This is a genomic window from Streptomyces sp. NPDC048275, from assembly GCF_040652275.1.
In the GTDB taxonomy this organism is placed as follows: Bacteria; Actinomycetota; Actinomycetes; order Streptomycetales; family Streptomycetaceae; genus Streptomyces.
In genome coordinates this window covers 30,858-46,092 of the sequence record NZ_JBEZLR010000077.1, presented here as the reverse complement: position 1 = coordinate 46,092, position 15,235 = coordinate 30,858, and the positions used below count along the sequence as shown (strand labels likewise).

Annotated in this window: 10 protein-coding genes and 1 pseudogene; 8 read left to right on the top strand and 3 right to left on the bottom strand. The window is 71.2% G+C overall.

The genetic code is table 11. The annotated features are described in order from the left end of the window. Positions 1-195, top strand: a 195-nt coding sequence (locus tag AB0D57_RS34125) for an ACT domain-containing protein (RefSeq protein ID WP_362082073.1), incomplete at its 5' end; no start/stop codon positions are given. Between the two features lie 57 nt (positions 196-252). Here the strand turns inward: AB0D57_RS34125 and AB0D57_RS34120 are convergent. Both AB0D57_RS34120 and AB0D57_RS34115 read right to left on the bottom strand, forming a co-directional pair. Continuing rightward, positions 253-3,252: an AAA family ATPase gene (locus AB0D57_RS34120; protein ID WP_362082070.1), complete on the bottom strand. Its 3,000-nt coding sequence runs from the start codon at positions 3,250-3,252 to the stop codon at positions 253-255. A 340-nt stretch (positions 3,253-3,592) separates the two neighbouring features. After that, entirely contained in the window at positions 3,593-5,128 is a 1,536-nt protein-coding gene (locus tag AB0D57_RS34115) for an MFS transporter (protein WP_362082067.1), read from the bottom strand. Between the two features lie 110 nt (positions 5,129-5,238). Here AB0D57_RS34115 and AB0D57_RS34110 point away from each other — a divergent pair, with 110 nt between their 5' ends. The 3 genes from AB0D57_RS34110 to helR all read left to right on the top strand — a co-directional run bounded on the left by AB0D57_RS34110 (position 5,239) and on the right by helR (position 9,709). Further along, complete coding sequence (locus tag AB0D57_RS34110) at positions 5,239-5,868, top strand: TetR/AcrR family transcriptional regulator (protein ID WP_362082064.1); 630 nt, start codon at positions 5,239-5,241, stop codon at positions 5,866-5,868. Positions 5,869-6,189: 321 nt separating this feature from the next. Next, entirely contained in the window at positions 6,190-7,431 is a 1,242-nt protein-coding gene (locus AB0D57_RS34105) for a glycosyltransferase (RefSeq protein WP_362082061.1), read from the top strand. Between the two features lie 112 nt (positions 7,432-7,543). Then, positions 7,544-9,709 carry an RNA polymerase recycling motor ATPase HelR gene (gene helR / locus AB0D57_RS34100; RefSeq protein WP_362082053.1) on the top strand — a complete coding sequence of 722 codons (2,166 nt, stop codon included), beginning with the start codon at positions 7,544-7,546 and terminating at the stop codon, positions 9,707-9,709. A gap of 104 nt (positions 9,710-9,813) precedes the next feature. Here the strand turns inward: helR and AB0D57_RS34095 are convergent, their stop codons facing one another. After that, positions 9,814-11,073, bottom strand: a complete 1,260-nt coding sequence (locus AB0D57_RS34095; protein WP_362082050.1) for a helix-turn-helix domain-containing protein — start codon at positions 11,071-11,073, stop codon at positions 9,814-9,816. Positions 11,074-11,235: 162 nt separating this feature from the next. Here AB0D57_RS34095 and AB0D57_RS34090 point away from each other — a divergent pair, with 162 nt between their 5' ends. The 4 genes and pseudogenes from AB0D57_RS34090 to AB0D57_RS34075 all read left to right on the top strand — a co-directional run bounded on the left by AB0D57_RS34090 (position 11,236) and on the right by AB0D57_RS34075 (position 15,179). Continuing rightward, a complete protein-coding gene (locus AB0D57_RS34090; protein WP_362082047.1) occupies positions 11,236-12,162 on the top strand; it encodes a proline dehydrogenase family protein in 927 nt (308 codons plus the stop codon). A 240-nt stretch (positions 12,163-12,402) separates the two neighbouring features. Next, complete coding sequence (gene pruA / locus AB0D57_RS34085; protein ID WP_362082044.1) at positions 12,403-14,034, top strand: L-glutamate gamma-semialdehyde dehydrogenase; 1,632 nt, start codon at positions 12,403-12,405, stop codon at positions 14,032-14,034. 94 nt (positions 14,035-14,128) lie between these two features. After that, positions 14,129-14,536 (top strand): annotated as a pseudogene (locus tag AB0D57_RS34080) (alpha/beta fold hydrolase); the annotation flags it as partial. Positions 14,537-14,837: 301 nt separating this feature from the next. Continuing rightward, complete coding sequence (locus AB0D57_RS34075; RefSeq protein ID WP_362082040.1) at positions 14,838-15,179, top strand: alpha/beta hydrolase; 342 nt, start codon at positions 14,838-14,840, stop codon at positions 15,177-15,179. Positions 15,180-15,235 lie beyond the last annotated feature (56 nt).

Genomic DNA, 15,235 nt, shown 5'->3' with positions numbered 1-15,235 from the left:
GGCGTGGTCGGCACCGTCGGCCGCATCTTCGGCGAGGCGGGCATCAACATCGCCGGCATGCAGGTCGCCCGCGCGGCCGTGGGCGGCGAAGCCCTAGCGGTCCTCACCGTCGACGACACCGTCCCGCAGGGCGTCCTCACCGAGGTGTCCGAGGAGATCGGCGCGACCTCGGCGCGCTCGGTGAACCTCGTCTGACGTTCACTGTCCTACCTTCACGGCTGAGGGCCGGGTCACCTTCGGGTGGTCCGGCCCTCAGCCGTAGGGCGACGCGGTCGTCTCCGGCTCGATCAGGCCCTCGCGATAGGCGATGGCCACGGCTTCCGTGCGGCCGGCCGCGCCCAGCTTGGCGAGGATGTTGGACACGTGGACACTCGCCGTCTTGCCGCTGATGAACAGCTCCTCGCCGATCTGCCGGTTGGTGCGGCCCCGGGCCAGCAGCCGCAGGACGTCGCTCTCGCGGGCGGTCAGGGCCGCGATGCGGTCCGAGGTGGAGGGTGAGTCGGCGAGACGGCCGCGGCGGACGACCGCGTCCACCGCCTCGCGCAGCGGTACGGCACCCAGCCGGTCGGCGGTGTCGCGGGCAGCGCGGGCCTGCTCGGCGGCCTCCTCGCGGCGGCCCGCCGCCAACAGGGCCTCGGCGAGCCGCCGTCGGCAGCGCGCCAGTTCGTACGGATCGCCGTAGTCGAACGCGGCGGCGGCCTTTTCCCACGAGGCGACACACGTGGTGGCGTCGGGCCCGGGGTGGGCGCGCAGCCACTCCGCCTCGGCGCGGGCCAGCCAGGCCAGGCTCTCCGGTCCCGGGCGGGCACCGGCCTCGCCCGATGCGGCTGTGTCCCGGGCCAGCCGCACCAGCTCGGTGGCGGTGTCCGTCCAGCGGCCGGCCCCCGGTTCGTCGCCGGTCAGGCGGAGCTCCACAGCGGCGTCCGCGACCGCCGGCAGTGCGAGCGCGGCGAGCCGCACCCCGATGTCCGGCTGCTCGGTACCCGCGCCCTCCTTGAGCGCCGCGAGGATCGTGTGCACGAAACCGACGGCGGCGTCGGGGTCACCGCGCAGCGCCGCGGCGTCGGTCAGCACGATGCCCGCGACGAGTGTGGCCATCCAGTCGAACGGCCCGTCGAGCAGGGCGCGGGCACGCTCGGCGGCCGTCCGCTCGCCGCGGGCCAGGGCGACATACAGCGCGGGAGCGGTCGCGAAACCGCCCGCCGACGGCAGCCGCTCGGCGTCCTCGGCGGCCGCCCGCGCGCACTCGTCCCAGCGGCCCAGGGTGTAGAGGACCAGCGACTGGATGTAGCGCAGCTCCAGGGCGTACGGCGAGGAGAACAGCCCGGACCGGTTCGCGCGCTCCAGGCCCTCGGAGAGCCAGGTGAGGCACTCGTCCAGGTCGCCGGATTCGTAGCAGCCGATGGCGAGGCTGAAGAGCGCGCGCATTTCGACGGAGAAGTTGCCCGCGCGCCGGGCCAGGTCGCGGGCCTGCCGCAGCCGCTCCCGGCCCTGTGGCGTACGCCGGTTGTGGCTTTCCAGTCCGACGAGGGAAATTATCAAGTCGGCCTGGGCGTCGGGAAGTTCAAGCTCCTCGGCGGTGCGCAATGCCCGTCGGGCGACGCGCTGGGCGTCTTCGTCGTGGCCCATGAACCGTGCGGCCATGACATGGGTGGCCGCGGCCCACACCCAGGTGTGCGACGGGGGCTCGGCCGGGATCATGGCCAGCGCCTCGCTGCTGTAGGTGTAGGCGGCCTCCAGATTGTCGACGCGCATCAGATTGCCCGCGAGGGTGTAGCGGACCCGGGCGGCGAGCTCGGAGTCGGCGCCCGAGCCGGCCCTGGCGAGCGCGGAGCGGCTGAGGGAGACCGCCCGGTGGCTCTCGCCGGCGTGCGCGGCGGCAGCGGAGGCGCGCAGGGTGAGCGTCACCGGGTCGCCGTCCTGGGGATGGGCGGTGGGTTCCACCGTGGGCCACAACTCGAGCGCGGTCTCCAGGTGACGCAGCTCTTCGGCGGGCGCGCCGACCCGCTGGGCGTGGTCGGCCGCTTCGAGGGAGGCCGCGAGCGCGTCCGGCAGGTCGTGGCTCTCGCGTGAGTGGTGGGCGCGCTCGGCCGCGCTCTTGGCCGGGTGGCCGTGCCCCGCGAGGAGTTTGGCGAACGTGCGGTGCAGCCGGACCCGCTCCCCGGGCAGCAGATCGGCGTAGACGGCTTCGCGGGTGAGGGCGTGTCGGAAGGAATAGGTGGCGTCCGCGCCGGGGACGAGCAACTGCCGTCCGACGGCCTCGCGCAGCGCCGACTCCAGCTCGTCCTGAGGCAGCTGTACGGCGTCCCGCAGCAGGTCGTGCTCGACGCGGCGTCCGGCGACCGCGGCCGTGCGCAGCATCTGCTGGGCGGTGTCGGACAACTGCTCGATCCGGATGAGGAGTACGTCGGCCAGACCGCTCGGCAGCGCGGGCGCCGCCGCGGCGATGTCACCGGGCAGGGCGGCGAGCAACTCCTCCGCGTAGAAGGCGTTGCCCTCGGCGCGGTCGACGATGCGGCGGACCGTGGTGTCGGAGAGGGCGGCGGAGAGGGCGTCGGCCCGCAGGGCGCGCACCAGGAGTGCGACCTCGGCGTCCGCCATGGGGCGCAGCTCGAGACGGTCCACCGAGGGCAGCCGGACCAGCTCGGCCAGCAACGGGCGCAGGGGGTGGCGGCGGTGCAGGTCGTCCGTGCGGTACGAGGCGAAGATCGCCAGGCGGTGCGCGGGGGCGCCGCCGGCGGGACTTTGCAGGACGCCACGGCTGAGGAGGAAGCGCAGGAGGTCGCGGGAGGACTGGTCCGCCCAGTGGAGGTCTTCGAGGACCAGGAGGAGCGGGGTGATGGCGGCGACGTCGGTCAGCAGGCCGGCCACGCCCTCGAAGAGCCGCAGACGGCTGCCCGTGTCCGCCGTGCCGGTGCCGGTGCCGGTGCCGAGCAGTCGGTCGACCGCCGGGTGCGCCGCGAGCGCGGCCGTGAACCGCTCGTCAGCGGCGAGCGCGCCGAGGATCTCCGTGAACGGCAGGTAGGGCAGGCCCACGTCGCCGAGGTCCACGCAGTGGCCCGCGAGCACCGTCATGCCGGTGCGGGTGGCGTGGGCCGCGGCCTCCGACAGGACGCGGGTCTTGCCGACCCCGGCGTCTCCTGAGATCACCACGGCGCGGGGGGCGCCCTCGCGGGCGCGGTTCAACACGCCGGTGAGCCGGGAGAGTTCGTCGTCCCGGCCGATGAACGGCGTACCGAAGGTCTGTGACACGGAACCATCCTGGCACGCGGCAGTGACAGCGTGCCGTGGCGTTGTGCGTACCGCGGGATGGCCGCCCATCCCCAGGGGGCTCCGCCCCAGCCCCCGTTCGGACTGAACGGCCTCGTCCTCAATCGCCGGACGGGCTGAGATGCCCAGGGGTGCGGGGCTGTGACATTGTGCGGCTCCGCCGCGTGGGCGCGCCCGGCCCCCACCGTCCCGCAGCCAAAGAACCACCTGCCGGGGGTCCGGGGGCGGAGCCCCCGGGGACGATGGGGGTCCCCCTGCTCGAGCGAAGTCGAGAGCTTGGGGGAGGGTAGGGGCGGCGGCGGCGAGAAACCCCACCCCGAGTTCAGGACCCACCCTCGAGCTCACGCCCCGCAGGGATCCGCGTCGCCCAAGCCAGCACCGCCGCCCCCAGCAACAGCACCGCCCCCGCGATCGCCGCCGCGTGCATCCCGCTGGTGAAGGCCTCACGAGCCGCCCGCACCAGCGCCGCGCCCGCGTCGCCCGGCAGTTGGTGAGCCACCGCAAGCGCACCCCCCAGGGTCTCGTGGGCCGCGGCCGGGGCACCGGACGGAATCTCGTGGCGGTAGACCGCGGTGCCGATGGAGCCGAGGACCGCCATACCGAGGGCGCCGCCGAACTCCGCGCCGGTCTCCAACAGCGAGGAGGCGGCGCCCGCGTTGCCCACGGGGACGGTGCTCAGCGCCAGATCCATCATCAGGGACATCACGGTGACGATTCCGGCGGCCAGGACACCGGCACCGGCGAGCGACAGCCACAGCGAGTCCGTGCCGGTGAGGGTGAGCAGACCGTAGCCGCAGGCGGCGAGGACGAAACCGCCGGAGACGACGTGGGAACGGTGCACGCCCTTCTGCACCAACTGCGCGGCGACCGGCGCGGCGACGCCGACCAGGACCGTCGGGAGCAGCGCCCACAGTGCGGCCTGCATGGAGCTCTTGCCGAGCACCGACTGCAGGTACTGGGTGGTGAAGTACGCCGAACCCATCATCCCGAACGAGGAGATGAGGTTGAGCGCGACGGCGGGCGCGAAGCCGCGGCCCTGGAACAACCTGGGGGAGATCAAGGGTGACTCGGCGGTGCGCTGGCGGTGGATGAAGAGGGCGGTGAAGACGAGGCCGACGACGACCGAGGCGACGTACTCGAACTTCCAGCCCTCGGACGGGATCTCCTTCACGCCGTAGATGAGGGGCAGCACGGCGGCCATGGACAGCGGCACGCTCAGCAGGTCGAAACGGCCCGGCTCCGGGTTCTTGGACTCGGGGAGCAGGATCGGGCCGAGGGCCAGGAGCAGCACCATCGCGGGCAGGTTGACCAGGAAGACCGAGCCCCACCAGAAGTACTCGACCAGGACACCGCTCATCACCGAGCCGAGTGCGATGCCGCCGGTCATGACGCCCGACCACATGCCGATCGCCTTCGCGCGCTGTCCGGGGTCCGTGAACATCGTGCGGATGATCGCCATCGTCGACGGCATCAGCGTCGCGCCGCCGACGCCGAGGAGCGCGCGGGCCGCGATCAGGGTTTCGGCGCTGTCGGCGTACGCGGCGATGAGGGACGCCGCGCCGAAGGCGGCGGCGCCGGACAGGAGGAGCTTGCGGCGGCCGATGCGGTCGCCGAGCGAGCCCATCGTCATCAGCAGGCCGGCGAGCACGAACGCGTAGATGTCGAAGATCCACAGTTGCTGGGTGCCGCTCGGCTCCAGGTCCGCGCTGATCGAGGGGATCGCGAAGTAGAGGACCGAGACGTCCATCGAGACCAGGAGCAGCGGAAGCATCAGGACGCCAAGGGCGGTCCATTCCCGGCGGCCGGCGAGGGCGCCGGGTGCGGGAGTGGTGCTCGGCGTGTTCGTCGAGTTCGTCATGCCGGGGACTGTACACACGTATTAAACGAGCGTCTAGAACGCTTGTATAGAACGCACGTATGTGACGCTCGTATGGGACGGTTGTCTGCCCCGGAGGTACGCTGGCCCGCATGGGACACCGTGAGGATCTGCTCGAAGGCGCCAAGCGTTGCCTGCTGGAAAAGGGGTTCGTGCGCACGACCGCGCGCGACATCGTGAAGGAGTCCGGGACGAACCTGGCGTCCATCGGCTACCACTACGGATCGAAGGACGCGCTGCTCACGCAGGCCTTCGTGGCGCTGATGCAGGAGTGGGGGGAGAAGTTCGACTCCCAGGCGGCGTACGAGGACACGCCCGGCGGTTCCGTGGAGCGGTTCCACAGCGTGTGGGCGCGGATGCTGGAGTCCTTCGAGGACTTCCGGCCCGTGTGGGCGGCCAGCATGGAGGTCGTCACGCAGGGGGACCGGGTGCCCGAGCTGCGGGAGCTGATGGCGAAGGCGCAGATCGAGGGGCGGTCCGGGCTTGTCGCGATGCTCACGGGCCTGGACGAGGAGACGCTCGACGAGCGGACCGTCCAGTCGCTCGGCGGCTTCTATCAGGCGTTGTTGAACGGTCTGATGGTGCAGTGGCTCTTCGACCCGGCGAGCGCGTCCACGGCGGACGACCTCACGGAGGGGCTGCGACGGGTGATCGACGCGGCCGCGAAGACGAAGGCGACGACGAAAGCGAAGGCGACGACGAAGACCAAGCCGAAGGACTGAGGCGTCACGCGGGTACGAGTACGCCGTCCCGCATCTCCATCGCGCGAACGGCGAAACGCCGTACCACCGCGCGCTCGTGACAGATGAACAGACTGGGCGAGCCCAAGTTTCTCCTGGAGGCCGACCGGCTGGCCGACCGTACGCGGGGGGCCGCCGCTTCACGAAGTGCTTGTCCGTCCAGAGCGGACGGGAGAGGGAAAGAGGAGTACCCACTCCTTTCCACTCTTAACTTATAGCGCACTGGGGGGCTTGCGGCAAGGCCCGGGTCGTACCGCAGAATCGCCGACCGAAGCCAGAATCTGCGGGAGTGGGAGTCGCGAAATGCGGGTGTTGTTGTCGACGTACGGGTCGCGCGGGGATGTCCAACCGATGGCGGGACTCGCGGTGCAATTGCGGGCGCTCGGCGCGGAGGTGCGAGTGTGCGCGCCGGCGGACGAGGAGTTCGCGAAGCTGCTGGCCGGTGTCGGCGTGGAGCTGGTGCCGGCCGCCGAGCCGGTGCGCACGCTGGTGACCGGGTCGGCTCCGAAGACGCCGGAGGGACTGCCCCAGCGTGCTGCCGCGCTGGTCGTCGCGCAGTACGAGGCGGTCGCCGCCGCGGCCGAGGGATGTGACGCGGTGGTGGCGACCGGCCTGGTCCCGGCGGTGGCCGGGGCGCAGTCGGTGGCCGAGGAACTGGGCATCCCCTTCGTGTACGTGGCCTACTTCCCGACCATGCTGCCGTCGCCGCACCACGCGCCGCACGCGCTGCCGGGCCGGCCGTTCCCGCCGGACATGACGGACAACCGGGAGCGGTGGGACTGGAACGCCGAGAGCTTCAACGTGCTGTACGGCCCGGGGCTCAACGCTCACCGGGCGTCGATCGGCCGGCCACCGGTGGACGACGTCCGCAGCCATGTCTTCACCGACCGGCCGTGGCTGGCGGCGGACCCGATCCTGGGGCCGTGGCAGGAGCCGGCGGATCTCGACGTCGTACAGACCGGCGCGTGGCTCCTGCCGGACGAACGCCCGCTGTCGGCCGAGTTGGAGGCGTTCCTGGAGGGCGGCGCACCGCCGGTGTACGTGGGCTTCGGCAGCATGCCCATGAGCGGCTCGAAGGATGTCGCCCAGGTGGCCATCGAGGCGGTGCGCGCGCAGGGCCGTCGCGCAGTTGTCGGGCGTGGCTGGGCCGATCTGGGCCTGATCGACGACCGGGGCGACTGCTTCGTCGTCGACGAGGTCAACCAGCAGGCGCTGTTCGGCCGGGTGGCCGCCGTCGTGCACCACGGCGGCGCGGGCACGACGACGACGGCCGCCCGGGCCGGCGCGCCTCAGGTGGTGGTACCCCAGATCGTGGATCAGCCGTACTGGGCCGACCGGGTGGCCGAGTTGGGTATCGGCGCCGCACACGACGGTCCGACTCCGACCTTCGAGTCCCTGTCGGCCGCGCTCAAAACGGCCCTGACCCCCGAGACCCGCGCACGCGCGAGGGCCGTGGCCGACGCGATCCGCACCGACGGGGCGGCGGTGGCCGCGAAGCTGCTGCTCGACGCGGTCAGCCGGAAAAGGCCGCCCGTGCCCGCGTGAACCACGCGGGATCGTCGAGCCAGGAACCCAGAACACGAGAACCTGCACACGCCGGTCCAGACGCCTTGCCGCGCGCAATGGCCGCGAGCGACCTCAGATCGGAGCCAGTGACGTGAATCCCCTGACCACCAGGGCGTTTGACCTTCCCGACCACCTTTCCCCCAAGGCCGACCCGACGCTGATCGCCGGCGATGAACAGCACTTCGCGGCCATCGCGGAGTGCCTCGAGCAGTCGATCGCCGAGGTGTCCGACCGACTCGATGCCGAGCGCAGGGCGCCCGGCGGCATGGGCCGGCAGGCGATGGACCGGGACACGGAGGTCCACCGGCTGACCGCTCGCCTGCGCGCACTGCGTCGCTTCGGTCTGGACCTGTGCCTCGGACACATGGTCGGCGCGGACAACCCAGAACCCGTGTACGTCGGACGACTTGGCCTGACGGACAGCACGGGTCGTCGGCTGCTGCTCGACTGGCGCTCCCCAGCGGCCGAGCCCTTCTTCGGAGCCACCCACGCCAACCCGATGGGTCTGGCAAGCCGCCGCAGGTACCGCTGGACCCGCGGCCGGATCAGCGACTACTGGGACGAGGTGTTCACCTCGGACGGATTCGCCGGGCACGCCGCGCTCGACGACCAGTCCGCCTTCATCGCCAGCCTGGGCAGCAACCGGTCGCCCCGGATGCGAGACGTGCTCGGCACCATCCAGGCCGACCAGGACGCCATCATCCGCGCGGGATCCCGTGGCGCTCTCGTCGTCGACGGCGGTCCGGGTACGGGCAAGACCGTCGTCGCTCTGCACCGCTCCGCCTACCTCCTCTACTCCGACCCTCGCCTCGGTCACCGCCGGGGCGGCGTGCTGTTCGTCGGTCCGCACCGGCCCTACCTGGCCTATGTCGCCGACGTCCTCCCCAGCCTCGGAGAGGAGGGCGTGCAGACCTGCACGCTGCGGGACCTCGTCGCCGAGGGAGCCGCGGCAGCGATCGAGGCCGACCCGGACGTGGCCCTCCTGAAATCGTCCGCGAACCTGGTGAAGGCCATCGAGAAGGCCGTCAGGTTCTACGAGGAGCCGCCCAGCAAGGGGATGACGGTCACGACCCACTGGTCCGACATCTGGCTGAGCGCCGACGACTGGGCCGTGGCGTTCGAAGCGGCACCCGGAGTTCCGCACAACGAGGCGCGCGACCAGATCTGGGAGGAACTGCTCACCATCCTGGTCGACAAGCACGACGGCGACGTCTCGCCCGACCTGCTCCGGAGGTCGCTGTCGCAGGACAGGGAGCTGCTCACGGCCTTCAACCGCGCGTGGCCGCTGCTCGAAGCGGCCGACCTCGTCTCAGACCTGTGGTCGGTGCCCGCCTACCTGCGGATGTCCGCTCCTTGGCTCAGCCCCGACGACGTACGAAAGCTGCAGCGCGCGGACACCCAGGCCTGGACGGTGTCCGACCTGCCGCTCCTGGACGCGGCACGGCAGCGGCTCGGCGACCCGGAGGCGGCCCGGCGCGAGCGTCGGAACAAGGCCATCATCGCCACCCAGCGCGAGCACATGGCGCAGGTCGTGGACAACCTGATCGAGGCCACAGCCAACTCCGGCGCCGACGGTGACGACGGCGAAGGCCTCGTGACGATGCTGCGCGGTGAGGACGCCCAGGTCAGCCTGGTCAACGAGTCCGAACTGCCGACCGTCGAACCGGACCTGCTCGCCGGCCCGTTCGCGCACATCGTCGTGGACGAGGCTCAGGAACTGACCGACGCGGAGTGGCAGATGCTGCTGCTCCGGTGCCCGTCCCGGAGCTTCACCATCGTCGGGGATCGCGCCCAGGCCCGGCACGGGTTCACGGAGTCGTGGCAGGAACGGCTCGAGCGGGTCGGGCTCGACCGGATCAATCTGGCCTCCCTGAGCGTCAACTACCGGACGCCGGGAGAAATCATGGCGGAAGCCGAGCCGGTCATCCGGGCCGTGCTCCCGGACGCCAACGTGCCGACCTCCATCCGCAGCACCGACGTCCCCGTCGTCCACGGAACCGCTTCGGATCTGAACTCGGTCCTCGACACCTGGCTCGCCGCACATGCCGACGGGATCGCCTGTGTCATCGGAGATCCCACCTTCCGGACGACGTCCCGCGTCCGGTCGCTGACCCCGGAGCTGTCGAAGGGGCTCGAGTTCGACCTGGTCGTCCTCATCGACCCGGAGGCGTTCGGCGAGGGCATCGAAGGAGCGGTCGACCGCTATGTCGCGATGACCCGAGCGACCCAGCAACTCGTCATCCTCACGAGCTCCTGACGTCGGCCGAACGAACGCCCTCTCCCGGCCGAGCGGTGCCGTTCGTGCTGACCAACCGCCTTCGCTGCCAACGGAGTCGCGGTAGTTGCGGTCCCCGCAGCCGGCTACAGCCGCGCCCCCTTCAACGCCATGTGCAGCAGCAGTCGATCCTCGCCGTCGTCCAGGTCGAGGCCGGTCAGCTGCTCGACGCGGGACAGGCGGTAGTAGAGGGTCTGCCGGTGGATGCCCAACTCGGCTGCCGCGCGGCCTGCTTGGCCCGCGCAGTCGAGGAACACCTCGGCCGTGCGGGCGAGTTCGTGGTGGGCGGGGGCGAGGAGGGTGCGGACGGCGGGGTCGTGGGCGGCCTCCGGGGGGAGGGCGGTGAGGAGGCGGTACGGGCCGATCGACGACCACTGGGCGACCGGGCCGTGGCGGGGCTCGGCCAGGACCGCGCGGGCGGAGGCGGACGCCTCCTGCCATGCGGCACCCAGTTCGGAGAGCCCCACGCGGGCCTCGGCGACCCCGGCGGCCGTCTTTCCCCTTCGCGAACCCTCCTCGGCCCGTACCCCCGGGCGCCCGCCCCCGCCACCGCGCTGTCCCTCCGCCTCCCGCACGAACCGCAGAGCAGCTGTCAGTGCCGGAGTCGGCACCTCCGTCGAACGCAGCCGCACGAGGAGGGCCAGGCTCTGACCGGTGGCCCCCCACGGCACCGTGCACAGGGCGGTGGCGCCCGGCACCGTACGGACGGATGGGGCGTCGTCGGGGTCGGCAGAGGGCCAGGGGGCGACGCACACCAGTGCGTGCAGGCCGTCCCCACGCGGACCGAGAGCCGTACGCAGTTCGGCGACCGCCATGTCGCGCTGCCAGCCGCGCTCCGCGATGAGGACGGCGCGCAGCTCGCGGGTGAGGTCCGCGCCGGCCTGGGCCTCGTCGGCGAGCAGGGCGCCGATGCGGGCGGTGACCTCCATGGCGGCGGTCAGCTGAGCCTCGGAAGGGCCGGGATCGTCGTCGAGGAGCCAGATGTAGCCGAGGACGACACCCCGATGGCGTACGGGGAGACAGATCCGTCCCCGGTACACCCCCGCCTCCGGGGTCGGCGGGATGCGGACCGGGCCGGTGGCGCGGGTGATGCCGAAGCCCTCGAACCAGGTGCGGACCGCCGTGGTGGAGCGGCGCGTGAGGATCGAGCGGGTGCGCACGGGGTCGAGGGCGGACGGGTCGAGCTCGCCCTCGCTGTCGTACGCGCCGAAGGCGATCAGCTCGAAGTCGCGGTTCTCCAGCGTCGCGGGCATACCGAGGAGCGCCGAGATCTCGTCGACCAGCTCTTGGTAGCCACCCCTGTACTCGCCTCTGTATTCGCCCGTCACTCGGGCATTCTCCCGCATTTCCGCCACGCCTTCATACAAATGTCTGAGATCTGGGGCACGAATGCGTGACAGCTGTAGATGGCCGACGATCGGAGGGATCCTTAGGTTTCACGGTGGTTCTCCGTGCCGTACCCGAATCGTCGGGACGGCCTTCTGTTCGCCTTGTTGTGGAGGTGCCCCGTGCTGGGTCCCGTGATTCTCGCCGCGTCGCGCAGCGACCGGATGCGCCGCTTCGTGTCGGCGGCTCCCGGCACCAAGCAGGTGGTCGCCCGATTCATCGCCGGTGAAAGCGTCGACCAGGTCATTCCGATCGTCCAGGAGGCCGCCGCCAAGGGGCTCGAAGTCACTCTCGACGTCGTCGGCGAGGACATCACCACCCGCGAGCAGGCCTTCGCCGCCCGCGACGCCTACCTGGAGCTCATCGAGCACCTGAAGGCGCTGGACCTCGGCACGAAGGCCGAGGTGTCCATCAAGCTGTCGATGTTCGGGCAGGCGCTGGAGGGAGGGCACGAGCTGGCCCTCGCCAACGTCCGCCCGGTCGTCGAGGCCGCCGCCGCGATCGGTACGACGGTCACGCTGGACGCCGAGGACCACACCACCCTCGATTCGATGTTCGCCATCCACGAGGAGCTGCGGAAGGACTTCCCGGGGACCGGCTGCGTGATCCAGGCCTACCTGTTCCGCACCGAGGCCGACGCCCGCCGTCTCGCCGCGAACGGCAGCCGCGTACGCCTCGTGAAGGGCGCCTACAAGGAGCCCGCCGAGGTCGCCTACCAGGACAAGGCCGAGATCGACAAGGCGTACGTCCGTGTCCTGCGCGTGCTGATGGAGGGCGAGGGGTACCCGATGATCGGGTCCCACGATCCGCGGCTCATCTCCATCGCGCAGGAGCTGGCCCGGCGCGCCGGGCGCAAGCTGGACGAGTACGAGTTCCAGATGCTGTACGGCATCCGAAGCGAGGAGCACCTGCGCCTCGCCGCCGAGGGCCACCGCATGCGCGTCTACACCGCCTACGGCACCGATTGGTACGGCTACTTCATGCGCCGCCTCGCGGAGAAGCCGGCCAACCTCCTCTTCTTCGCCCGCTCGATCCTCACCAAGGGCTGAGCGGCAGCTGTCGTGACCCACGATGCATCCTGGATTACGACAGCTGCCGCCCACTGGTCGGCTGAGCCGACCGGGTTTCCGAAAGAAGTTACAGACACCGTGACTCCGCCCCCGCAAGGGCTTCTCACTCGCTCGACGTGGCGAACTCATGATGGTCAAGCCCTGACCGCCGCCCAACATACGCACACTGCTTCGGCTCTCTCGGGCTGAAGTCAGGGATTCACCCGGAAGAGGTAGCTCATGGACGCTGTGACCCAGGTCCCCACCCCCGTCAACGAGCCGGTGCACGGCTACGCCCCCGGCTCGCCCGAGCGCGCCCGCCTGGAGGTCAAGCTCAAGGAGCTGGCCGAGAACCCGATCGACCTGTCGATGACCATCGGCGGCGAGAAGCGGATGGGCGGCGGCGAGCCGTTCCAGGTCGTGCAGCCGCACAACCACAAGGCCGTGCTCGGCACCTATCGCAACGCGACCCGGCAGGACGCCCAGGACGCGATCGACGCCGCTCTCGCCGCCGCGCCCGCCTGGCGCGCGATGTCCTTCGACGACCGCGCCGCGATCATCCTGCGCGCGGCCGAGCTGCTGGCCGGCCCCTGGCGCGAGACCCTCGCGGCCTCCACCATGCTCGGCCAGTCGAAGACCGCCCAGCAGGCCGAGATCGACTGTCCCTGCGAGCTGGTCGACTTCTGGCGCTTCAATGTCGCCTACGCCCGGCAGATCCTCGCCGAGCAGCCCCCGGCCAACTCCCCGGGCGTCTGGAACCGTCTCGACCACCGCCCGCTCGAGGGCTTCGTCTACGCGATCACGCCGTTCAACTTCACGGCCATCGCCGGCAACCTGCCCACCGCCCCCGCCCTCATGGGCAACGTGGTGGTCTGGAAGCCGTCCCCGACGCAGACCCACGCCGCCGTGCTGCTGATGCAGCTCCTGGAGGAGGCCGGTCTCCCCAAGGGCGTCATCAACCTCGTCACCGGTGACGGCATCGAGGTCTCCGAGGTCGCCCTGGAGCACCGGGACCTCGCGGGCATCCACTTCACCGGCTCGACGAAGACCTTCCAGTACCTGTGGAAGACGGTCGGCAACAACATCGAGAAGTACCGTTCGTACCCGCGCCTGGTCGGCGAGACGGGCGGCAAGGACTTCCTGGTCGCCCACCCGTCGGCGGACCCCGCGATCCTCAAGACCGCCCTCACCCGGGGCGCCTTCGAGTACCAGGGCCAGAAGTGCTCCGCGACCTCGCGCGCGTACATCCCCGCCTCCATCTGGAACTCCGGCTTCAAGGAGGAGTTCGCGGCCGAGGTCGACTACCTGACCATGGGTGACGTCACCGACCTGTCGAACTTCGTCGGCGCGGTCATCGACGAGCGCGCGTTCGCCAAGAACAAGGCGGCCATCGACCGCGCCCAGGCGGACCCGACCTGCACGATCGTCGCGGGTGGCTCGTACGACAACTCGGTCGGCTACTTCGTGCGCCCGACCGTCGTCGAGTGCTCCGACCCGGAGAACGAGGTCTTCAAGACGGAGTACTTCGGTCCGTTCCTCGCCGTGCACGTCTACGAGGACGAGACGTACGACGAGATGCTGACCCAGATGGAGTCGGCCTCCGACTACGCGCTGACGGGCTCGGTCATCGCGGGCGACCGCGCGGCGGCGGCGTACACGATGGACAAGCTCCGCTACGCGGCGGGCAACTTCTACATCAACGACAAGTCGACCGGCGCCGTCGTCGGCCAGCAGCCCTTCGGCGGCGGCCGGGCGTCGGGCACCAACGACAAGGCTGGCGCCCCGCAGAACCTGATGCGCTGGACCCTGACCCGCGCCATCAAGGAGACCCTGGTCCCGCCCACCGACTACACGTACCCGCACATGGGCTGACACCCCCGCGGTACCCCAAAACGCCGCCCCCGCTCCGGAACCCCCCTCCGGAACGGGGGCGGTATCCATGTGCGGCCCGGGCAGACTTACGTCCATGACCTGGACGCGGAGCGGAACGGTGGCCGTGACGACCGACGACGGGGTGCGGCTGTGGGCGAGCCGGTCGGGACGGGGTGCGCCGCTGGTGCTGTGCCACGGCGGGCCCGGACTGTGGGACATGTTCGAGGACGTGGCGGGGCTGTTCACCGACACGGCCACGGTGGTCCGCTGGGACCAGCGCGGCTGCGGACGCTCCGAGCGGTGCGCCGGGCCGTGGACGAGTCAGCGGTTCGTGGCCGATCTGGACGCCGTGCGGCGGCACTTCGGCCTGGAGCGGATGGTACTGCTCGGCCACTCCTGGGGCGCGCAACTGGCTTTGAGCTACGCGTTGGCCCATCCGGAGCGGGTGAGCTCGCTGGTCTATGTGAGCGGCACGGGGATCGGGCCGGAGGCCGACTGGCACGGCGCCTAGGACCTGTCCGGCCGATCAAGTCGCAGGAGAGCGGCAGTGTCTGCGAAGTGCCGGTGAGCGGGGTGTGGTGCGTGTAGCTGCAAGGCGGAGGAGGGAGTCGACGCGGAGCGTCGGCGAGTGACGACAACGCGGCAGATGCGCGTGCCACACCCCGCGTCTGCGGCATGATCGGCCGGACAGGTCCTACGAGGAGAACCTGCTCGCACGGCTCGGGGAGGAACCCGAACGGCTGGCGCGCTGGCGGGAGTTGGGCCGTCAGCGGCGGACCGCGGCGGAGGAACGGGAGTGGGCGGTGCTGCAGTGGTCCATCGAGTTCACGGACCGCGACCGGGCGCTGGAGCACGCTCGGGACATGGCCGACCCCTGGTTCGGGGTCAACACCGAGTGCAACAAGGCCCTCAACGCCGAGGGGAAGGCCATCTGGGGCACCCCCGAGCTGTACGCCGCCTGCCAGGCGCTCGATCTGCCCGTGGTCGTCGTCGACGGCGCCCGGGACATCCGGCCGCGCTCGGCGGTGGACTCCCTGGTGCGGGCCCTGCCGCGCGTGCGCCGGACGATTCTGCCGGAAGCCGGCCATTGCCCCTGGGTGGAGGATCCGGCCGGCTTCCGGCAGACGGTCGCCGAGGCGCTGTGACCGGTCACGGCGTCGCGGCACTGTGACCGGCCCCGGCGCCGACGGGCGTCAGTCGT

Coding starts and splice junctions, on each gene's coding strand:
- AB0D57_RS34115 (WP_362082067.1), bottom strand. CDS start 5,128: ATGACGAACTCGACGAACACGCCGAGCACCACTCCCGCACCCGGCGCC.
- AB0D57_RS34110 (WP_362082064.1), top strand. CDS start 5,239: ATGGGACACCGTGAGGATCTGCTCGAAGGCGCCAAGCGTTGCCTGCTG.
- AB0D57_RS34105 (WP_362082061.1), top strand. CDS start 6,190: ATGCGGGTGTTGTTGTCGACGTACGGGTCGCGCGGGGATGTCCAACCG.
- AB0D57_RS34095 (WP_362082050.1), bottom strand. CDS start 11,073: ATGCGGGAGAATGCCCGAGTGACGGGCGAATACAGAGGCGAGTACAGG.
- pruA (WP_362082044.1), top strand. CDS start 12,403: ATGGACGCTGTGACCCAGGTCCCCACCCCCGTCAACGAGCCGGTGCAC.